The sequence below is a fragment of the Paenibacillus sp. FSL L8-0333 genome (genome assembly GCF_037965665.1).
GTDB lineage: Bacteria > Bacillota > Bacilli > Paenibacillales > Paenibacillaceae > Paenibacillus_AQ > Paenibacillus_AQ odorifer.
Map to the genome: position 1 here is coordinate 5,299,593 of NZ_CP150186.1, position 22,503 is coordinate 5,322,095.

The 22,503-nt window shown below is 45.1% G+C and carries 18 protein-coding genes; 1 reads left to right on the forward strand and 17 read right to left on the reverse strand.

The window, feature by feature from the left end:
- Positions 1-947 precede the first annotated feature (947 nt).
- The 16 genes from dnaJ to gpr all read right to left on the reverse strand — a co-directional run bounded on the left by dnaJ (position 948) and on the right by gpr (position 21,258).
- Positions 948-2,072 carry a molecular chaperone DnaJ gene (dnaJ, locus tag NYE72_RS23710; protein ID WP_036677487.1) on the reverse strand — a complete coding sequence of 375 codons (1,125 nt, stop codon included), beginning with the start codon at positions 2,070-2,072 and terminating at the stop codon, positions 948-950.
- A 253-nt stretch (positions 2,073-2,325) separates the two neighbouring features.
- Complete coding sequence (dnaK, locus tag NYE72_RS23715) at positions 2,326-4,173, reverse strand: molecular chaperone DnaK (protein WP_036677488.1); 1,848 nt, start codon at positions 4,171-4,173, stop codon at positions 2,326-2,328.
- A gap of 176 nt (positions 4,174-4,349) precedes the next feature.
- Positions 4,350-4,931, reverse strand: a complete 582-nt coding sequence (grpE, locus tag NYE72_RS23720; RefSeq protein WP_036677491.1) for a nucleotide exchange factor GrpE — start codon at positions 4,929-4,931, stop codon at positions 4,350-4,352.
- Between the two features lie 48 nt (positions 4,932-4,979).
- Entirely contained in the window at positions 4,980-6,011 is a 1,032-nt protein-coding gene (gene hrcA / locus NYE72_RS23725; protein ID WP_036677493.1) for a heat-inducible transcriptional repressor HrcA, read from the reverse strand.
- Positions 6,012-6,114: 103 nt separating this feature from the next.
- Entirely contained in the window at positions 6,115-6,606 is a 492-nt protein-coding gene (locus tag NYE72_RS23730) for an N-acetyltransferase (protein WP_051490987.1), read from the reverse strand.
- A 93-nt stretch (positions 6,607-6,699) separates the two neighbouring features.
- A complete protein-coding gene (gene hemW / locus NYE72_RS23735; protein WP_036677494.1) occupies positions 6,700-7,872 on the reverse strand; it encodes a radical SAM family heme chaperone HemW in 1,173 nt (390 codons plus the stop codon).
- Between the two features lie 185 nt (positions 7,873-8,057).
- Positions 8,058-10,334, reverse strand: coding sequence for an FAD-dependent oxidoreductase (locus NYE72_RS23740; protein WP_076099002.1), 2,277 nt, complete (start codon positions 10,332-10,334; stop codon positions 8,058-8,060).
- 19 nt (positions 10,335-10,353) lie between these two features.
- Complete coding sequence (locus tag NYE72_RS23745) at positions 10,354-11,181, reverse strand: carbohydrate ABC transporter permease (protein ID WP_036677500.1); 828 nt, start codon at positions 11,179-11,181, stop codon at positions 10,354-10,356.
- A 63-nt stretch (positions 11,182-11,244) separates the two neighbouring features.
- Complete coding sequence (locus NYE72_RS23750) at positions 11,245-12,129, reverse strand: sugar ABC transporter permease (protein WP_232061438.1); 885 nt, start codon at positions 12,127-12,129, stop codon at positions 11,245-11,247.
- A gap of 91 nt (positions 12,130-12,220) precedes the next feature.
- The gene (locus NYE72_RS23755; RefSeq protein WP_038572941.1) at positions 12,221-13,525 is read right to left on the reverse strand and encodes an extracellular solute-binding protein; all 1,305 of its coding nucleotides are present in this window, start codon (positions 13,523-13,525) and stop codon (positions 12,221-12,223) included.
- Between the two features lie 95 nt (positions 13,526-13,620).
- Entirely contained in the window at positions 13,621-14,388 is a 768-nt protein-coding gene (locus tag NYE72_RS23760) for a response regulator (protein WP_036677509.1), read from the reverse strand.
- A complete protein-coding gene (locus NYE72_RS23765; protein WP_235219398.1) occupies positions 14,373-16,178 on the reverse strand; it encodes a histidine kinase in 1,806 nt (601 codons plus the stop codon). The genes NYE72_RS23760 and NYE72_RS23765 overlap by 16 nt, the downstream gene beginning before the upstream one ends.
- Before the next feature lie 105 nt (positions 16,179-16,283).
- A complete protein-coding gene (gene lepA, locus NYE72_RS23770) occupies positions 16,284-18,098 on the reverse strand; it encodes a translation elongation factor 4 (RefSeq protein ID WP_036677511.1) in 1,815 nt (604 codons plus the stop codon).
- 140 nt (positions 18,099-18,238) lie between these two features.
- The gene (locus tag NYE72_RS23775) at positions 18,239-18,724 is read right to left on the reverse strand and encodes a hypothetical protein (protein ID WP_036677514.1); all 486 of its coding nucleotides are present in this window, start codon (positions 18,722-18,724) and stop codon (positions 18,239-18,241) included.
- 35 nt (positions 18,725-18,759) lie between these two features.
- Complete coding sequence (locus NYE72_RS23780; RefSeq protein WP_036677516.1) at positions 18,760-20,100, reverse strand: stage II sporulation protein P; 1,341 nt, start codon at positions 20,098-20,100, stop codon at positions 18,760-18,762.
- Between the two features lie 156 nt (positions 20,101-20,256).
- On the reverse strand, positions 20,257-21,258 hold the full coding sequence (gpr, locus tag NYE72_RS23785) for a GPR endopeptidase (RefSeq protein ID WP_036677518.1): 1,002 nt from the start codon (positions 21,256-21,258) through the stop codon (positions 20,257-20,259).
- A gap of 304 nt (positions 21,259-21,562) precedes the next feature.
- Between gpr and rpsT the strand changes: the two genes are divergently transcribed.
- Positions 21,563-21,835 (forward strand): 30S ribosomal protein S20, encoded by a 273-nt coding sequence (gene rpsT / locus NYE72_RS23790; RefSeq protein ID WP_036677521.1) that lies wholly within the window; start codon positions 21,563-21,565, stop codon positions 21,833-21,835.
- Between the two features lie 158 nt (positions 21,836-21,993).
- Here rpsT and NYE72_RS23795 read toward each other — a convergent pair whose 3' ends face one another.
- Complete coding sequence (locus NYE72_RS23795) at positions 21,994-22,482, reverse strand: hypothetical protein (RefSeq protein ID WP_038572946.1); 489 nt, start codon at positions 22,480-22,482, stop codon at positions 21,994-21,996.
- Between the last annotated feature and the right edge of the window lie 21 nt (positions 22,483-22,503).

Consider the following 22,503-nt stretch of genomic DNA (forward strand, 5'->3'; position numbering starts at 1 on the left):
GCTGCACTGGAGTCCGAAACTTCGCTCAAAAGGAGAAAAATGTGCAAATAGCGTCAGCTGAGTCCGCAAGCCTCCAGCGTCTTCTGGGTCCTATCCACTCAGATGATTACACTCAACGCTATCGGACTCAGTTGCACTTAAACGCTGAATTATGCGATATTTGCCATGCCATCGGACCTCATAGTCGCTATTAGCAGGAAAAACATCAAATATGAGCGCTTTTCTGGACAATAGCTGCACTGGAGTCCGAAACTTCGCTCAAAAGGAGAAAAATGTGCAAATAGCGTCAACTGGGTCCGTATGCCTCCAGCATCTTTTGGGTCCTATCCACTCAGATGATTATTCTCGGCGCTATCGGACGCAGTTGCACTTAAATGCTGGATTATGCGACATTTACCATGCCCACGTAGATAATTCAAAACAGATAGTGTGTTAAAAAAAGATGGAGACCAGTCGGGGGTTTCAAGGTTACAGGGTTCGGGGGTCGGGGTTCGGGGTCGGGGGTCGGGGTTCGGGGTTCGCGGTTCGCGGTTCGCGGTTCGCGGTTCGCGGTTCGCGGTTCGCGGTTCGCGGTTCGGGGTTCGGGGGTTCGCGGTTCGCGGTTCGCGGTTCGCGGTTCGCGGTTCGGGGTTCAGGGTTCGCGGACGGGATTCGGGTTCAGAGGTTCGGCGGGGTTTACCGGAGTTACCGGAGTTACCGGAGTTACCGGGCTTGCCGAGTTCACCACGAGCTGCCAGGCTTTTCCGGGTTTTCCGAGTTAGCCAAGCTCGCGAAATTCCCCAGGTTCCAGCATCACAGCTCCTCCAAAGAATTGCATGAGGTTAGTTAAATGGCCCTGCCCTAATCTCATGCTAAACAAAAACGCAGAGCAGCGATCCCCCAATAATGGGAGGATCGCTGCTCTGCTGTCTTTTTCTATTCATTTACTGAATGAATGAGTTAGGATATCAGTCCCCGCGAAACGCACGTTTCACACGATCAAAGAAGGACTGTTCGTGTTCATGTGTGTTTTCTCCGTTCAGAGAAGCGAACTGGCGTAGCAATTCTTTTTGCTCTTCATTGAGCTTGCTAGGTGTCACAACAATTACTCGTACATGCTGATCACCTTGGCCAGATCCGCGCAGACGCGGAACACCTTTACCTTTGAGGCGGAAGAAAGTGCCTGTTTGCGTTCCGGCAGGAATCTTCAGCTTCACTTTTTCGGTTAAGGTTGGAATTTCAATCTCATCACCAAGTGCTGCCTGTGCAAACGTAAGTGGAACCTCGCACATAATATCATCGTTCTCACGCACGAAGAAATCATGCGATTTAACACGGATAACAATATACAAGTCTCCAGCAGGACCGCCGCGTAAGCCGCCTTCGCCTTCGCCAGTCATGCGCAGCTGTGCACCGTCATCAACACCGGCAGGGATGCGCACATGGATCTTGCGTTGCTTTTTAACCTTACCCTGTCCGGCGCAAGTCGTACATTTTTCCTTAATAATCTTACCTGTACCACTGCAATGTGAACAAGGACGACGATTACGCATCTGTCCAAGCGGTGTATTCTGTACGAATTCCTGTTGTCCACTACCATGACATACGGAACAAGTCTCTGGTTTAGTGCCCGGTTTAGCCCCGGAGCCGTAGCAGGTATCGCAAGTTTCTGTACGTGGAATAGTAATATCGGTTTCTTTGCCGAATACCGCTTCCTTGAATTCAATGGTCATGGTATACTGCAAATCCCCACCGCGCTGCGGTGCGTTAGGATCACGGCGTCCGCCGCCTCCAAAGAACATATCAAAGATATCGCCAAGTCCTCCGAAGTCGCCACCACCGCCGCCTCCGAAGCCGCCCATACCTTGGTTAGGGTCAATATGGCCATATTGGTCATACCTAGCTCGCTGTTGTCCATCACTAAGAACATCATAAGCTTCTTTTACTTCCTTAAACTTAGCTTCAGCGTCATCTGCTTTATTCACGTCTGGGTGATATTGGCGCGCCAATTTCCGGTACGCTTTTTTCACCTCATCGTCTGAAGCATCTCTACTAAGGCCAAGCACTTCATAATAATCGCGTTTATCTGCCACTGCTTTCACCTCCGTGCATACATACTCAAATTCCTTATTACCTGTCAAACAAACCATTATACGATAAAACCTCAGGATCTGACCATCCAGATTCAGCGATGTTTATTCTTACAATATCAGAAGGCGCATTCGCAAAGAGTGTGCAATCTGATATTACAAAAGGAAAGTCAAAACACGGGATGACCCGGTTTTGACCTTCCCTTCTTAACTATATAAGAATTTATCAGTTTCCTATTACACTTATCGTATAAGGTTACCCTTGATTCTTATCTTCGTCAACAACCTCATAGTCAGCGTCAACTACATTATCTTTTTTAGGAGCGCCTTCAGCGGCTCCAGCGCCACCTTCAGCACCTTGCTCAGCTTGAGCAGCTTGTTCGTACAGCTTCATGGACAACTGTTGTACAATCTCAGTCAATGCTTCTGTAGCTGCATTGATTTCTTCAAGATTGTCAGTTTCAAGTGCTGCTTTAACTTTATCTTTAGCTTCATTTGCTTTTTCAACATCAGAAGCATCAGCTTTATCACCAAGATCTTTAATTACTTTTTCAGTAGAATACACGAGTTGGTCAGCACCGTTCTTCGCTTCTACCAGTTCTTTACGCTTACGGTCTTCCTCAGCGTGAAGCTCGGCATCCTTCATCATTTGTTCTACTTCTGCGTCGCTCAGGCCGCTGGAAGAAGTGATAGTGATTTTTTGGCTCTTGTTCGTGCCTTTATCTGTTGCAGATACATTTACGATACCGTTGGCATCAATATCGAAAGAAACTTCGATTTGTGGCACGCCACGTGGTGCTGGTGGAATCTCGTTCAGCATGAAGCGTCCCAGTGTCTTGTTGCCATTTGCCATTTGACGCTCACCTTGCAGCACGTGAATCTCTACGCTAGGTTGATTGTCAGCAAAGGTTGAGAATACTTGGGATTTGCTTGTAGGAATCGTAGTATTACGCTCGATCATCTTCGTGAACACGCCACCTGCAGTTTCAATACCCAGGGAAAGCGGAGTTACGTCAAGCAATACAACGTCTTTAACATCACCAGTCAATACACCCGCTTGAACAGCAGCACCAAGAGCTACTACTTCATCCGGATTCACACCTTTGTGTGGTTCTTTGCCAGTAAGCTTTTTGATAGCATCTTGTACAGCTGGGATACGTGTAGAACCACCAACCAGAACGATTCTAGTAAGGTCTGCAGGTGTCATACCAGCATCAGACAATGCTTGACGAGTTGGTCCCAAAGTACGTTCTACCAGACCAGCAGTCAGTTCATCAAATTTCGCACGAGTCAAGTTGATCTCTAAGTGCTGAGGTACGCCGTCAACCACAGTGATGAACGGAAGCGATACAGTTGTTGTCAGTACGCCTGACAATTCTTTTTTCGCTTTTTCAGCTGCATCTTTCAAACGTTGTACAGCAGATTTATCTTTGCTCAGATCAATGCCTTGCTCTTTTTTGAATTCGGATACCAGGTAATCCATAACCACTTGGTCAAAGTCGTCGCCACCCAGCTTGTTGTCGCCGCTTGTAGCTTTTACTTCGAAGAAGCCATCACCAAGTTCAAGGATGGATACGTCAAAAGTACCGCCACCAAGGTCATAGACTAGAATGGTTTGATCTTCGGATTTCTCCAGACCATATGCCAAAGCTGCTGCTGTTGGCTCGTTCACAATACGCAGAACTTCCAAACCTGCAATTTTACCTGCATCTTTGGTAGCTTGACGTTGGCTGTCATTAAAATAAGCAGGAACAGTGATAACTGCTTGAGTAACAGTTTGGCCAAGATAAGCCTCTGCATCGGATTTCAGTTTTTGCAGAATCATTGCCGAAATTTCTTGTGGGGAGTAGTCTTTACCATCAATGCTTTCTTTGTGGTTAGTACCCATGTGACGTTTAACAGAGCTGATCGTACGATCAGGGTTAGTAATCGCTTGGCGTTTAGCCGTTTCACCGACGATACGCTCGCCGTCTTTCTTAAAGCCTACAACCGAAGGGGTTGTACGCGCGCCTTCTGGGTTTGGAATTACTACGGCTTCGCCGCCTTCCATAACGGCAACGCAAGAGTTCGTGGTTCCTAAGTCAATACCGATAACTTTACTCACAATAATTTGCCTCCTCTAAAGTTATATGGAGCCTAAGCTCAATAAATTTATAAAAATATCAAAAAAATTCGATTGATAATAAAACTATCCGGGCAACAGCCTGCAATCGGATAAATAGTAGGCAAAAGCACTGCTGCTTTATGGCGAGCAGAAACTGCCCGTCCTATATAGACAGACTACATGCTGACTTTGACCATGGCCGGACGAAGAACTCTATCTTTCAGAAGATATCCTTTTTGAACCTCTTCTGTAACGATACCCTCTTCGTACTCCTCGCTCTCAACCTGCATAATAGCCTGATGGTATTCAGGATTAAAAGGCTGTCCTACTGTTTCCATAGCTGTAAGCCCCTCAGCCTTCAATACTCCATCCAGCTGACGGAAAATCATATTAACGCCCTTCGCGAAAGCTTCGGATTCAGGATTAGCTGGAGTAGTGACTAACGCACGCTCGAAATTGTCCAGCACGGAAAGCAATTCCGTCAGGAGCTTGGAGGTAGCATATTGAGCCAACTCTTCTTTTTCCTTCTGGGTACGACGACGGAAGTTATCAAAATCAGCTTGTGCACGCAGTGCACGACCTTGATATTCATCAGCAAGATCCTGTAGGCGTTTCACCTCAGCACCTGTATCTGAAGCACCTTCACTAACGTTTTCAGCTGTAAATGAGTCGGCATCTGAGACTACTTCAGCCACAGGCTCCTCATTGATCAATTCCTCTTTGAATTCATTAGAATCTTGAACTTGTTCCTTTTTCAAGTTGTCTTCACCTCCTTAAAATCATTCACGAAATCATGTTGACTCTGTTCACTTATACCAGTGCGCCAGCATCGCTGTCAAATCTCGGGATAAAATGCCCAAGATCCCCATCACTCTTGCATATTCCATACGGGTCGGCCCAAGGATTCCAATGCTTCCTAGTGCCTGCCCATCAAGTGAATAAGTGGCGGTGATCAGACTACAGTTAGCGAACGCTTCGTGATTGTTTTCTGTTCCTATTCGTACTTGAATACCTGTGCCACCCACTGTAGGGGCCAGCATTTTGAGCAGTGTCGGTGTCTCTTCCAGCAGATCAAGAATACTCTTCACCTTGTCTACGTCTTTGAACTCAGGCTGTGTCAGCATATTCGTTGCTCCGCTGAGATAGATGCGCTGCTCTTGATCGCTTTCCAGCGCGGTGTCCAGCACCTGCATTAATTCTTCATAATGTGAGATGTGACGCTGCATTTCTTCGCCAAGCTCGGAATAGAGCCGAGTCTTCAGCTTATAGAGTGGTACATTGACCAGTTTACTATTCAGTAGGTTAACCACTTTCTCCATCTCGGAAACAGAAATCTCCGGCGGAATGTTCACCGTACGATTCTCAACTTGCCCCGTACTTGTGACGATAATGGCCACAGCGGTTGTATCATCTAGTGGTAACAACTGAAAATGACGCAATGAAGTATGAAAAACCTCCGGTCCCAGCAGGATGGAAGTATAATTCGTCATATTGGAAAGAATCATCGCCGCATGTTGGATTACCTGCTCCATTGCATTTAGCTTCTCGGCAAAAAAAGCGCGGATCGTGCCCATTTCTGCCGTTTCGGCGGAATTCCACGGTACCAAATGATCCACATAATATCGGTATCCTTTATGGGAAGGAATTCTTCCCGCCGATGTATGAGGCTGCTCGAGATAACCTAAATCCTCCAGGTCAGCCATTTCATTTCGAATCGTAGCCGGACTGTATCCTACATCTCCCCGTTTAGAAATGCTGCGAGATCCTACTGGCTCTGCCGATGAAATATAATCATCCACAATTGCATTTAGTATCATTCTCTGGCGATCAGTTAACATGTTATTCCCTCCTATCGGCTGTGGCTCCGATTCGTTAGCACTCGACTCAGATGAGTGCTAACCACTAATACAAAAATACCAAACTGACATTGACGTTGTCAAGTCAGTTCAGTATCTTAAGCACTGCTATTTCATCGCAGGCATGCTGCTTTTTACAATTCACGCAATCTGTCCATACTTTTTCGGGGAAAATCTCTTTCTGGACGACTTCAAATCCATTTCTAAGAAAAAAATCAACAGCATAGGTTAGTGCCATTACCTTTGGGATTTTCTGGTTCCTAGCTTCCTCGACCAGCTTCGCCAATATCATGGAGCCTACGCCTTTACCCTTACCTTCATCATTCAAGCCAATCGAACGAATCTCTACGAGATCATTCCCGAGCTTGAAAAGTGAACCACAGCCTACGAATCTGCCTTCGATTTCAGCAACTACGAATTGATCGATCTGGCGTGTCAGCGCCTGCCGGGAACGGGGCAACATGATGCCGCGCTGTGCATACTCTTCTATCATTAGATACAATGGCTCAACGTCTTCTACCACAGCATTTCTACAAATTACCTGTGCGTCTCCCGCTGGAGACGAATGGCGAATCATTTCCGTCTTGGCAAGCACTTTGGTTCACCCCTCTGTTGATAATATGAATAAATATACAACAGAGTGAATTACAATTCAAGGGGTATTTTAAAATTAAACTTCTGTCAGGGCGCCTACAAATTCAGCAAAAACATCGTTCCCAAACAAGATTCCTTGCTTGCTGAGTCGGTAACCCCCTGCTTCTTGTTCCAACAGCCCTGCATGCAGCATTTTATGCAAGGATTTCTCGAATACTTCCTCTATTGAACGCCCGAATTGCGCCTGAAAAGCTTCATTAGAGACGCCCTCATGCATACGCAATCCGACCATCATAAAGTCTTCCATCGCTTCTGCTTCTGAGATTGGGTATGCATCCAGTCGTGGCAGCCCTTTACGTGTTGCTTCTACATATGGATTTACGCCCTTAACATTAATATGCCGCTGACGCCCCACATATCCATGTGCTCCTGCTCCTAGACCATAATAATCTTCATTACGCCAGTAGGTGATATTATGGCGGCTCTCCATTCCCGGTTTCGCGAAGTTACTGATCTCGTATTGATTGTAACCAGCTTCCTTCATAGAGGACATCAACAGGAGGTACATTTGCAATTCATCTTCTTCATTAGGAAGAGGAAGTTTGTTCTTATTAAACAGCGTGTGAAAAAGAGTATTCTCCTCCACCTTCAAGCTGTAAATAGAATAGTGGGGTAGATCCAGCTCCAACGCCTTGCGGATACTTTCGCCCAACATCTCAACAGTTTGATTAGGCAGCCCAAACATCAGGTCAACTGAAAGATTATTTAGTCCAACTGCACGTGCATTCTCTAGGCTCCGGTATACATCATCTACATTATGAATCCGGCCGATGCCTGTGAGCAGCTCGTTCTGAAATGCTTGAACGCCAAAGCTCACCCGGTTCACGCCGCCTTCTTTCATAACCGTCAGCTTGTCCAGATCCGTTGTTCCAGGGTTAGCTTCCATAGAGAACTCAATATCTTTATCCCAGTTTGGGAAATGCGTACGAACAGACTTTAAGAAATAAGCCATTTCATCAGGTTTTAAAACAGTGGGTGTGCCTCCGCCGACGAAGATCGTTTTGATAACACCCGGAGGGGTGTTCTTGACGGTCTGCTCCATCTCTCGATCCAAAGCTTCGAGATAATCCATAACTGGCTGATCCTTGAGTACATAGGAATTAAAATCACAATAAAAGCACTTATTGGTACAAAAAGGGATATGAATGTATACAGCCTCAGGGGGACGGCCATTAGTCTTCGTTGTCATTAGCTGTCTCCTTTATATAAAAATATCGTTTGAATAGTGTAATCTAAAAAACAAGAAAAGGGAAGCCTGACGGCTTCCCTTCGAGGGCGTTCAATTATAAATGAACTCTATTTTAGAATACAAGAAAGTATAAGTTTTACGTTATCCTATATATTTTGTATTTCCCGCAGAAACGGATACCGTCCCTATAAAGTCGGCAAAGCCGTTGCTTCTTGATAAATCCGCATTTCCACAAGTTCGGCATGTACTCCACCGTTAGTTTCATGAATAACGATCCGGACAGCATCTGTAAGGACAGGCTTCTCTAATCGATGAACATTCTTCCGGCGATGGTTGTCTTTGACACGGAGCATGACTTGCCACGCGCCATCAATGAGCAGCTCTACATCATAGTTCTTTACCAGTTCAGGAATCACTAGAAATGGCGTTTCATGGTGATGTAAGTTGATGAGATCTTCATTGACATCATCATTAAAGGTGAAATGAATTTCGGAGACTGGAGAAGCATCCGGGAGACGCGCCTCTACCCACTCCGATCTACCCGCGGTCATCGGCTCAGAAACCCAGCTATGCGGTCCCGCGAAAGGTCGAACATATCCATCAATGACTTTAGATGCAGCATATGCCGATGTTTCTACTGCAAAGCAGAAATGCCTGCGTACAAGTTGTTTCATGCTCCACTCTATCACCGGCTGATCTGGCTGATGATCCTCCAGCGATGAATCAACAACGGATTTAGCACCTCGCTCAAATGTAATGACACCAGTGATTGGGGTTTCTGAAATATGCAATTGAAGGTGTTCATTAGCTCGAATAATAGCGAAGATATTACATTCGCCGATTGGACTACATTTCTCCTCTTGTATCGGAACTTCAATCCATTGCTGCTCTCCAGCCTGTACTGTTATAACATCAACCTGTTTGCACTCCGCCGGCACGTAATTTTCCGCGCGTCCAGTCGTCCAGATCTCCACGGTCAGCTGCGTCTGAATACTTGCTGACACAAGCAGCCTTAACCCACGGATACTTCCTTCAACCGGAAACAAAATCCCTACATCATGAGAAAGCTCATAAGCTTCGGCTGGGCGATCCAGCAGGATACCATTCATCGTGCTGGATGCATGAATCTCGCTTTTTCTGGCGAGGTCCAGTGGATCTTCGTTACGTAATCCAATAATCGAAGCATCTTGCTTTAACATCACCTGTTGCAATTCATGCATATACTGCTCGCGAATTTCACGAGGGGTCACACCTTTGATGACGGATAAAGCGGCACCTGTTCCAGCTGCTTCACCCATGATTGCACAGGTTGCCATAACGCGTGTTGTTCCAAAAGCCACATGAGATGCACTGATATTACGACCCGCGAAGAATAGATTCCGTACATTCTTCGAATATAGCGAACCAAATGGAATATGGTAGATCCCGTCCGCATGCAGATGCTTGGAGCCACTCTCTTGTGCGTACATCCCCTGTGGTGGATGTAGATCAATTGACCAGCCACCAAATCCAATACGGTCTGCAAATTCACGCTGCGCGAGAATATCATTTTGCGTTAGAATCGTATCGCCAACAAACCGTCTGTATTCACGTTTACCCGGAATCGAGCCAACCCACTCAAGCGTCATATTCTCGGCATCAAAATGGCCCGAGTTTTTGATATAATCCCAAATCCCATAAATAACTGAGGATAACTCATCACGTATGCGTTCATTCTCATCCACCGTATCAAGCTCGCCGCCCCACTCAATCCACCAGTAGTGACAGCCTGAATCCCCACTCCGAATGACCCGGCGGATCGGGATAGAAGTTGTTGTAATATCCTTAGCGAATGAGGGTGCAACATAACGTACCGGTTTTCCAGTATCCTGTGTATAAAATAATAATGTACTGCCTAATGTAATATTATCAGGCACTTCTGGTGCCCATTCCTCATTAAATTCATGACGGGCTTCACGTCCTAATCGGAAATCCGCTCCTGCTAGGAAGCCAACTAAACCATCACCCGTACAATCGATGAAAGCATCGCTCTCGAACGTGATTAAACGCTCAGATCCCATCATCCAGCCGGTCACACTCTGAATCGTACGCTCCTCTGCCTCACCTTCCGCTTCCACTTCACGTACATCGGTATTTAGGAACAAGCTGATATTCGATTCTGCCTTCACCGCTTCGAGCAAGGTTAGATCCCATAGATATGGATTCCCTTCCGGGTTCCGGTATTGATTCTCGATGAACAGCTCACCCATAATGCCTGTCTCACGTGCATAGCGATTTACACCATGTCCTGTTGCACCACATACCCAAACCCGAACTTCTGAACTCGAGTTACCACCAAGTACAGGACGATTCTGTACCAGTGCTACCTTTAACCCAAGACGTGCTGCAGCAATCGCCGCGTTCATCCCTGCAAGTCCACCCCCGACCACTGTCACATCGGATTTAACCGTTTCTGTTCTCATGTCAGTATCCCTCCTATAGTTAGCCTTTCACAGCCGAGCTAGAAATCCCTTGAATAATATATTTCTGACCTATGAAGAAGATAACAATCATTGGAATGATCGCAGCCGACGAAGCGGCCATCATCCCGTTGTAATCCACATTGTTCTCAAGAATAAAATTCTGCAATCCAAGCGGAATGGTATATAGCTTAGGGCTCTGCAAAAATACAAGCGCATTCTCATAATCATTCCATTGCCAGGAGAAATCAAGAATAGCAAACGTAGCGATTGCCGGCTTCGCTAATGGCAGAATTAAGCGGAAAAATATTCTGTAATGCCCGGCTCCATCCAGAAAAGCAGATTCCGTGATTTCCTTAGGAATGCCCATGAAGAACTGCCGAAGCATAAATACACCGAAGATCGAGAACATGGCTGGAAGGATTAGGGCCAAGTGCGTATTGTAAATCCCAACCCAGTTAAACATGATAAACTTAGGAACAAAAAGTACCTGTGGTGGAACCATCATCATGGATAGATATATGACAAATAGGCCATCCCGCCCTTTAAACGAAGTACGTGAAAATCCGTAAGCGGCAAGGGCAGATAGAAACACAGCTCCCGCAGTTCCAATAATCGATATCTTAAGTGAATTTAAATAATACGGAACAAAATCATAACTTCCTGTCCACACCCGAATATGATTGCTCCAGTTGAGAGATGAAGGCAGCCATTCGTTAAACACCTCGGCAGGTGTCTGAAAAGACGTGCTGAGCATCCATAGAAAAGGCACAATCATAAATAGTCCTAGAACAAACATGATGATCGTTACTGGCAGCTTCACCTTCATGTTTCCTGCTTTTTCATTCATACCGCCTGCTCCTTTAATTTATGGTTTCGGGGCCTCCCGCAAAGCTCCACTTTGTGGATTCATTTAGTAATGAACCCAGCGCTTTTGGCCGATCCACTGAATGACTGTAATAACGAGAATGACGGCGAACAAGAACCATGAAATAACTGAAGCGTATCCCATATCGTAATAACTGAATGCTGTTTTATAAACGAATAGTGATAAGACCGTCGTACTTCCGCTAGGTCCTCCAGCCGTAATGGCTTGAATAATCGAGAACGATTTCATCGTCATAATTAATCCGGTAATCATTAATAAAAAAGTTGTTGGACTAACAAGAGGCCATACAATTTTCCATGTTGTTTTGAATGTGCTTGCACCATCGATCCGGGCAGCTTCTAGTTGTTCTGTCGAAATTTCCTGTAGTGCTGCTAAATATATGATCATATTGTAGCCAAGCATCAGCCAGATCTGTACGATATCAATGGCATACATTGCGGTTTCCGTATCTGCAAACCATCCTGGCGGCGATGTTATGCCAATCCAGCGAAGCAGTTCATTGATGGGTCCCTGTGAAGGCTGAAATAGCAGCATCCAGACAAATGCAACGGCTACTCCACTAGAGATATACGGTAAGAAAAACATTCCACGTAATACGCCTTTAAGATACACACTGCGGTTTAGAAATAGCGCCACAATAAAAGCGAGCACCATCGATACTGGAACCGATATCAGGAATATCACCGTATATTTGATCGAGGCATAGAAATTATCGTCATGGAACAACCGTTTGAGATTATCCAGCCCGGTAAATTGCCAATTCGGATTTGAAAATTGATAATTCGTAAACATCAGGACAAAGGAAAAGATTGCAGGAATCACAAAGAATAAGAGAATACCAATCATATTCGGGAGAATAAAAGTCATGCCGATCCAGCCTTGTCTGTCCATCCAGCTTCTCCGCTTCACGGTATCGCCGCCTTTCGTATGCTGAAAAATGGGTACACGAAAGAGAAGAACGAAGAATTCTTCCTCCTTCTCTTTTGTGCTAGCTATTTCTTTATTTCATTAACTCTTGCGAACGGGTTTGCATATTTTTCATCGTGGTATCAATATCTTGCTTATTTAAGAAGTATTTTTCATACTCTTCTTTACGTGCATCAATGGCTTGTTGAGGTACATTTAGCTGGAAGGATGGGAATTTGCCGAATACAATATTATTCATTGAATCTGTATCATATTTGTCTTCTACACCATTCAAGAGAAGGCTCATCGCTTCCTTACTGTCTACACTCTTAGAGGCTGGAATACGACCCCCGCTTGCCATTGGCAGCATACCGCCATCCGCATACCATTTTGCGAACTCCCAAGCTGCATCCAGGTTTTTGGACTTTGCATTAAGAGCAAGCATGTCACCCACACCGCCCGAATATTTATAATCCTTTTGATCCTTATTCACTTTTGGAATAGCGGCGAACGCAGTTTTGAAATCATGCGGATAGTCCTTCAAGTTGTTCGCATTTCTAAAAATAAATTCACCGGCTGCCAGCATTGCCGCTTTGCCTTGCAGGAACATGGTATCAACCGGCATTTTACTGGTCAGCTGCTCCCCATATTCCGGTGTGGATTTGTCCACGAACATCATGTTATGCAATATTTCCAGGTGCTGTTTCCAGAGATCATTCCCAAAGTTTGAGGTACCATCCGCCTGTTTCACACCCATTCCAGCCAGCGTACCGTCCATCGTTGTTGAGAAGGAGGAATCTGCCTGCAGTAATCCGTACACACCAGGCTTCGTTAGCTTCTTCGCATACTCCTCAAGATCTGACCAAGTCCAGTCCACCGCAGGAATCGGTAATCCTGCTGCATCCAGCATATCTTTGTTCAACCATACAAACGCCATGTTTTTCTTTGTAGGAATCCCATAGTACTTATCATTGATTTTCCACATTGCTGCGTCCTCGCCGATCTGGCTGTCGATGTCATAGTCTGTTTTCGTGCTTAGATCCAAGGCAACGCCTGCATCCATACGTTTCTGTAAATGAGCAAGATCGTAGTTCATGAAAAGGTCTATGTTTTGATTGGTCATCAATGCAGTGTCTAGCTTTAAGTTGCCTGCATCGTCATTTACATTACGGATATACTCGACCTGAATGTCTGGATGATCTTTATTCCAGTTATCAATTACAGCTTGAGGCCCGGCTTCGGCAGGAACTGCCCCCCACATCGTAAGCTTTATTTTCTCCTTTGCTGTTTCTCCATTTGCACTGCCCTGCGCCTCATTACTTCCACCACTCCCACAACCAGCCAGCATCGTACCTGCTAATAAGACAGAAAGCACTGCAGGATACCACTTTTTCTTCATAGATAGCTTCCCCCTTGGAAGGATTATGTGTTGTGCTCTACATCTATAACTTTATCATCAGAGCGGATTTTGGGGGATGAACTACATTTGGGAACTTATAGAACGTTTTTTGGTTCTTTACGGAATTCATTTGGCGTGACACCACACCACTTTTTGAAGATTTTTATAAAATAATTATCGTTCTCAAAGCCTACCTGCTGCCCAATCTCGCTAATCGTTAGCTTCGTTTCTGCAAGCAGCATTTTCCCAGCCTGAATACGGCGTTCTTGAATATAATTGGTCAACGTTTTCCCTGTCTTTTTCTTGAATAAGTCACTTATATAGCTGGCATCCATCCGGATCAACTCTGACATGGATTTGAGCGAGATGTCCTCAGCATAATGTTCTTCAATATAAGCTATAATTTTGTTCATCTCCACATGATCTGTCGGTCCCGTTTGTTGCTTCTCCGGAAACCATTTATCGGCTTTCTTCATCTTCACCATTCGCTCCAGCTCGGCCTGAACCTTACCCATGGTCTGCTTCAAACCTTGGAGATCTAAAGATAACTTCAAAATGTAATCCGAAGCCCCAAATACGAGCGCCTGGCGGGCGTATTCAAATTCACTCAATGCGGTCAACATTACAAACCGGCATTCGAAGCCTTCCTCTCGCGCAATTTGAAGAAGCTTCACCCCATCCATCACCGGCATATTGATATCCGTCACTACCACATCAGGCTGAAGCTCACGAATCATTTGCAAGCCTACTTCTCCATTCTCCGCCTCACCTATAATTTCAAACGGGATTCCAGCCTTTAAGAATAGCTTCCGTATACTTTTAACCGCAGGTTGTTCATCATCCACAATTAACGTTCTCCACATGTGAGCTTACCTCCATCGTAAGGTTTTGAAATAAGGAATGGAAAATGGATGATCACTTCAGTTCCTGTATCCGAAGATACAATGTCCATACCTGTCCGTTGATTCTTGAACAACAGCTCTAAGCTCTCCCTAATATTCTGAACACCGATTCCTTTACGTTTCCGTGTAGCCTTATTCAGCTGTGCTCTTTCTATCCCCATGCCGTTATCTCTAACCTGCAGGTACAGCTGTTGTCCAGTCACCTTAGCGGAGATATCAATTCTCCCTTGTTTTACTGACTGACCGAAGCCGTGAATCAAGCTATTTTCAATTAAGGGCTGCAGACAAAATTTAGGGATTAACGCGTATTGCAGCTCCTCGTTGATATCATATTGAATTTCAATCCCATGTCCAAAACGTTGCCGCTGTATCTCCATGTAAGATTCTATTAGTACGATTTCATCCTTTAACAGGATCAAATCCACTTCAGTATTTAAGGTTGTCTCCAATATTTTTCCTAGTGCAACACAAATTCCATAAATTTCATCATCATCTTTATCTAAGGCAATGCTCTTTATCGTATTCAATGTATTTAGTAGAAAATGCGGGTTCATCTGCGAAAGTAATACCTGAAACCGAACGAATTGCTTCTGTTTTTCTTCAAGCTGAAGACGCTGCAACAGCTCATTTAAATCATGAATCATTATATTGAAACTCTGAGTCAGGGCAAGAATCTCTCCCCGCCCTTGCTCGGGTAATTTCATTTTGAGATTCGTCTTAGCGGTCATTTCCATCTTCTTCTGTAGCTTCTTAAGCGGTACTGTAATCGTCGATGATATGAAATAAGTTAATAGAACAAATAGCAGCAGAATGATTCCAAATCCACCAAAAAACCGTCGTTTCTGCTTGTCTACTTCAAGAAAAAGCTGTGCTAGCTGCACCTTTTTAACAACATAGCCATTTAACTCCTCGATGTAGCTGTAGGTGTATAAGCTTTCCTCCTTCGGGTTGACAATGGATGCAGCACGCCCCGTCTGCCGCTGGTTGGCACTCTTCACAATACTCTGCGCAATATCAGACGAAAAAGCCTCATCCTTAAGGGGATTAAGCATCACTCCCCCCAAGGCATCGAGTAGAAATAAAGCCCCTTCCTGTTTACTCCCTAACGTTGATCTAGTAAACCACTCCTCATAATCGATACTTAATCTTGCATAGGCATAAATATTCAAATCATTATCACGCATAACCTCATAGAGACTAAGCATTTTCTTACTTGTTGTACTTTCCCGGACCACATTATTCTTGTCATTCGGATTCCATATATATCGATTCGTTCCTTCTCGCTTCAATGCTTGAACCCAATCCTCCGATTGGATTTCGTCGTAGCTCAAAGTTTCCTTTGGCATAAAGGAAGTGTATGCGTTTCCATGAAGGTCGATTAAAGTATAATACACCGTCGCTCCACTCATGAAGAATGTATTTTCAATCGCTCCAAACTTGTTTTCAACGAGTTTTTTTCTCGTGATTTCATCAGATTGCTCGGGATTCTTCATTATCGATAAAATCGTCGTATCTTGTTCGAGTAATGACCCTGTTTTCATCACGAGACTCATGAGATCAACAAAACCATTCTTAATACCAATAAGCTGCTCTATGTTCTTCGTTTCCGCATTATCCTGCAGCATTCGTTCTGTCTCTTTAAAGTTATATAGAACGAGTATGGCAATGGGTGTTAGTACCAACAGCAAGAAAGCTAACAAAATCCGATTCTTAAAGGTACTTGGCGTAAGTTTCAAATATAATCGCTTCACGAGGAATCCCCTCACTTTGTATGTGCTTACAATCCTTCCCCCTATTGTAATCTGCTCCTGCTCAAAAAAATAGAGCCGGGATATTCTCCCGGCTCTACCTATTTTTTACTCGTCGATCTTCAGTACTGCCATAAACGCTTCTTGTGGTACTTCTACACTACCCACTTGCTTCATGCGTTTCTTACCTTCTTTTTGCTTCTCAAGCAGCTTCCGTTTACGGGAAATATCACCGCCGTAACATTTAGCAAGTACGTTTTTGCGCATCGCCTTAACGGTTTCACGCGCAACTACCTTCGTACCCACAGAGGCTTGAATCGGCACTTCGAACATTTGACGAGGGATAATCCCACGTAATTTCTCACAAATGATACGTCCGCGGTTGTAGGCACGATCGCGGTGAACGATAAAGGACAAGGCATCGACCTGCTCATTGTTAAGCAAGATATCCATCTTGACCAGATTCGAACGACGGTATCCACAAATTTCATAGTCGTAAGAAGCATATCCTTTCGTACCGGATTTCAACTGATCAAAGAAATCATAAACGATCTCAGACAGCGGAATCTCGTACGTAATCGTTACACGATTAGTATCTAGATATTCCATATTTACGAACTCGCCGCGTTTGTTCTGGCACAGCTCCATTACAGTACCCACGAAGTCGTTAGGCACAATGATCGCTGCTTTAACATACGGCTCTTCAATGTAGTCAATCGTACCGATCTCCGGATAATGTGACGGGTTGTCGATTTGGATCATTTCGCCATTGGTCAGCATAATTCGGTAAATAACACTCGGCGCTGTTGTGATTAGTGGCAGATTGAACTCGCGCTCAATCCGCTCTTGAATGATCTCCATATGCAAGAGTCCAAGGAAACCGCAACGGAAACCAAATCCAAGCGCGCTTGAGCTTTCCGGCTCAAAGCTTAGCGAAGCATCATTTAGCTGGAGCTTCTCCAAGGCCTCACGAAGATCGTTATAATCGGAGGTCTCAATCGGATACAACCCGCAATATACCATCGGGTTGATCTTACGGTAACCCGGAAGCGGCTCAGCAGTAGGATTCTTTGCGTCAGTGACAGTATCACCGACACGGGTATCTCCAACATGCTTGATCCCAGCTACGATAAAGCCAACATCACCGATGTTCAATTCATCGACAATGGTCATACGCGGCATAAATGCGCCAACTTCAATGACCTCGAAGGTCTTCTCAGTTGCCATCATCTTAATCTTCGAACCCGCACGGATCTTCCCGTCCATTACGCGCACATAGACGATAACGCCTTTGTAAGGATCGTAGTGAGAGTCAAAGATCAATGCTTTAAGCGGCTCTTCTGAATTACCGGATGGCGCAGGAACCTGCTTCACCACCTGCTCCAGAATTTCCTTGATTCCGATACCGGCTTTGGCAGATGCCATAACCGCTTCACTGGTATCCAGCCCGATAACATCCTCAATCTCCTGCTTTACCCGGTCAGGGTCAGCGTTTGGCAAATCAATTTTGTTGAGCACAGGTAGGATTTCCAAGTTGTTATCCAGTGCTAAATACACATTGGCCAGCGTCTGTGCTTCAATTCCTTGAGCCGCATCCACGACCAGCAGTGCGCCTTCACATGCTGCAAGACTGCGGGAAACTTCATAGGTGAAATCGACGTGCCCCGGTGTATCAATCAAGTTGAGATAATACTCTACACCATCGTCTGCACGATAGGTTAAACGCACGGCTTGCAGCTTTATTGTGATACCACGTTCGCGCTCCAGATCCATCTGATCGAGTACCTGTTCCTGCATTTCACGCGTGGTTAGTGCCCCCGTGTATTCCAAAATGCGGTCAGCTAGTGTCGATTTACCATGGTCTATATGTGCAATAATCGAGAAATTGCGAATTTGTTGTTGTCTTTTCTGAACGTCAGTCATTCCTTACCCCCACAGACAGCCTGATATTAATCCACTTATTATAACAGTACAAGCTTACTCCATCAATCCCGCGCTGGCCCAAAACAAAAGAAACAGCTATACACGATCCCGTGAAATAACCGTTTCTTCTAAATTTGCTGTTAATTTTCTGCCGAAGCGAACAATGAAACTACCCAGCGGATTCCCTTCTGGGAAGCCTGCTGCAAGAGACCTGCCGTCTTATCTGCCAGAACATCGACTGTAGGCTTTTGCTCCTCAGGAATTAGAATTTGCTCCGGAGATTTCGTACTATAATCATCCACAACTTGCTGAGGAGGATCTGCGGCTGGCGTTGTATTGCTATTTTGAGGCAAAGGAGAAACAGCCGTATATGCACCTGTGACAGGATCGATTACCATTGGCACATATACATAAGTCTGCCCACCCTGTGTCACACCATTCTTTTGCAGTTGTGGCTGTGGCTGCATGCCTGTTACTTGACTGGTCTGCGTAGTCGGGCTGGCATTCCAGCCGGGTAGAATCTTAGAGACTGTTGACCCACCGCTTCCGCCGAACTGCATCCCTAAGAGGATGCCAATCCCTGCCCAAATCCCAACCATAACCAGTTTTTTTCCGAAACGCGACATGTACACCACTCCTTTTTGATCCTTGGTAATTTATTTTACGAAGCTCCGTTTGATTTCTTTGGTGTTGTAGTGGGATTCGCCACTTTTTCAGGTGCGTTCACCTTCTGAGCGTCATGACTGCTCCAGTACACATCAGCGATAGCATCTGCCAAAATATCAGCCGTCCGCTTTAATTCCTCAGCCGAGTTATCAATTCCGCCCACTTCAATCAAAACACTATTGGGAGACAGGGTCTGATTGTACTCTCCGTTGTTGCCTTTACCCGCAGCTTTTCCCCATATCCCACGAGATATTCCCGGGTAATTCTTTTCAAGCTGTTGATGAATCTTATTGGCAAACTCTTCGTTCTTCTTCCAGTCTTTATTTGCATGTCCAATGATAAAATAGACCTGTGCATAGCTTTTCCCGTCAATAACAGCTGTTGTTTTGCTATGACGCTGCGAATCACGGTGAATGTCGATAAAACTATCCATTTCCTCATTTGCGCTGAGTGCTGATTTAACCAAGATCCGGGAATATTTATAGGAAAAGTTCCAGTTATAGTCGGTGACTTTGGTCGGAAAATCTTCTTTGGCATGAACCGTACCAATCCCGAGCTGTTCCAGTCTTTTCGTAATATATGATCCTACCAGCATTACATTTTTAGTTGAAACTCCGGAGCTGGGATTTTCATTTGCTGCCCCTAACAGAGGATTGTAGGCTTCTCTAGGATGTGAATGATAGATTAGAATCCGTTTGATCGAGGTATCCTTAGTGCTGTCTGTGCCGCTTTGCGGATTACTCTTATCCGTCCCTTCCTCCGCCGCTGATGGATCAGGAGATGGTGCAACCGTCGCTTCAGGCTGCTGTGTTGTAACATCTTCTTGCTTGTCCCCTTCGTCCGGAACAGAAGTTTCCGCATCTCCACTACCCTCAGCCAGCTCATCAGTCCCAGGATGATAATCCACTGGTGCTCCTGTAGATCCACCTGAACCTTTCCGCAAAAGAAATGGATCATCCGCCGCCATCCCCGGCACTTCACGAGAGACTAGACTCTTAGGGTCACCTGGATTCACGCTGGTCAGCAACTGAAATACGAAAGAAGTTACCTTTTCACCTGAAAAAGCGGATGGCTCTTTACCCTGCGGTAAATGCGGCACCTCCATCCCCAGCAGCTCCATGAAAAAACCACTAGACAGGGAGGCGGCAAGCCCCTTCATTGAAGGAATGGGTGAAGAGCTAAGCTTCTGTCCGGCCAATCCACCAGCTCCAAGCAGCATAAAAAATACTAGTGAACCTCCGGCCAACAGCAGCATCGTTCTCCCCAGCGATAAAACATCCAGCATTTTTCCCCTTAAACGGCCGATGTTCCAAAGCTGAAACCATTTTTTATTCATTGTAGTTATTTCCTCCTCCAGCCCTCTGTAATCTCTTATACTCCAAATCTATGAGTGCAAGAGCAATACTAGAACCGAAAATGAGAGAATAGACATAAAGCCCGTACAGGATACCTTAATTCAGCATCCCGCCGGGCTTAACAAACCATAATTCAGTTAGTGGGTATAAGCGCCAACATTCTCAGGATCAACCGCATCATGTAAAGCCGCATTCAGACCACTGGCCACGATATTCGCGATCCCTTCAATAAATTCATCGATTTCCTTGGGAGTGACGATCAAATCGTGCCCCAAGGGTTCAAGCACTTCCTTCACTAATGACAAGCGTTCCTGCTCAGAGATATCGTCCAGCATCCCCATGATTTCCTTAGTATGGTTTGCTCCTTGCCCGAAGTGATTTTTCATCATCTCCAGCACATTATTTACAATAGTTGATGCATAGCAGACAGTGGGCACTCCGATTGCGATACAAGGAACACCCAGAATTTCTTGGGTTAATCCACGTCGCTTGTTGCCAATCCCCGAACCGGGATGGATCCCAATGTCCGCAATTTGAATCGTCGTATTGATACGCTCCAGTGACCGGGATGCCAACGCATCTATGGCGATAATAAGCTCAGGTTTCGTGCGATCCACGATTCCCTGCACGACCTCACTCGACTCAATTCCAGTCAGCCCAAGCACTCCAGGAGCAATAGCGCTCACCTTACGATAACCAGGGGAGATCTGATCCGGAACCAACTCATAGAACTGCCGTGTAATGAGTGAGTTCTCCACCACTAAAGGACCCAGTGAATCCGGTGTAACATTCCAGTTACCAAGACCAACAATCAACACAGATGCATCCTTGCCAATCCCAATTCTGATCAAAAAGTCCTCAAATTCGCGGGCAAAAACTTCTGCCACCTTTTGCTGCAAGCCTGTATCTCCGCCACGCAGAGCGGGTACCTCAAGGGTTACATAGTTGCCAATTGCGCGTCCTATTGCCTGTGATCCGGCAGCATTAGCTACACCAAGACGGGTCACTTTAATCCCATCAGACTCTTCCACTTCTTCGTTCACACCAGGGATTGGCGTTCGTTGTGGGCCTTGAGCCATTTCCTTTGCCTCTAACGCCAAATCGGTGCGCACAGAATATAGCTGCAGATCCGGTTCCATTGTGTACCAGCCTCCTAAAAGTTTTGTAAGCATACACTTCCATGAATTACTTCGAACAAAACTCACTTCGAAAGCAGCTGCTTAGTTTTGTAAGCATACACTTCCATGAGTTCATCCTCATTTGGCAAGCTTCTGCCTATGCTCTTTTGTCGATAGTGTGCGAGAGAAAGCCAATGTTTATGCAGGATACGGAGGTTTAATTTGAAAGCTTTAAGTATTGCTTTTTGCTACCGGTCATGCTAAACTATTTTAAGTTGTGAATCATTTGATAATGATTTCGAATGTCTTACAGGAGGTGAATGCAATGCCAAATATTAAATCCGCGGTTAAACGCGTAAACACGAACGAAAAACGCCGTGCACTGAATGCTTCCCAAAAATCCGCGCTTCGTACAGCTGTGAAAACTGCTGATGTAGCTCTGACTGGTACGGAAGTAGAAACTGCTCAAGCTGCTTTCCTAGCTGCTTCCAAAAAGCTGGACAAGGCCGTAAGTAAAGGTCTGGTTCATAAAAATGCGGCTGCCCGCAAAAAATCCCGCTTGGCGAAGAAATTGAACGCTCTTACGGCTCAAGCCTAAGACGACATTCATAATGAGCAATTGAAGAACCTGACCGCTATGCTTCATACGGTTAGGTTTTTTTGTGTCTATTAATTAATAATAAGTAGTGTTAGTTACTTTTAAGAGATGTGTGTTAAATGAAAGAAGACCACCTTAGAGAGGCGGTCTTCTTTCATTTATTTTTTCTCTTTTTTCATTTCATAATAGTTACCATCCCATAAGAAAATCATCGTTTGATCGTCTTTAACAATAAAACTGCTGCCGGGATTCGTCCAATTATTTATAGATACCGTCTTAACCGATTCCGTTTCGATCCCAAGGTCACTTAATTCATTTCTGTATTCGTTAAAATAGTCATCCTTAGTGATGTTCTCTTCCTTATATTCAGGGCTCATAATTTCATCTTTATCAAAAGATGCTTTTTCTATCGAATAAGTTACTCGCATTCCAATAAGCTTTTCATCCTCCGCTGCCGAGACAGGTGTAGAACCTACTATACTTTGTACACTCCATTCCCCAAAATAAGAAGGTGCATCTGCAGAGGTATTCGTATTCGCAGGCGAATCAGAGGCAGATCCTGACGGTGAATTAGTATCCGTTTTGCCACAGGAACTAATTAGTAGAACGAGTAAAAGCAGTGCCGAATATTGAAATATTCTTTTCATAGTCAGATCATCTCCAATACT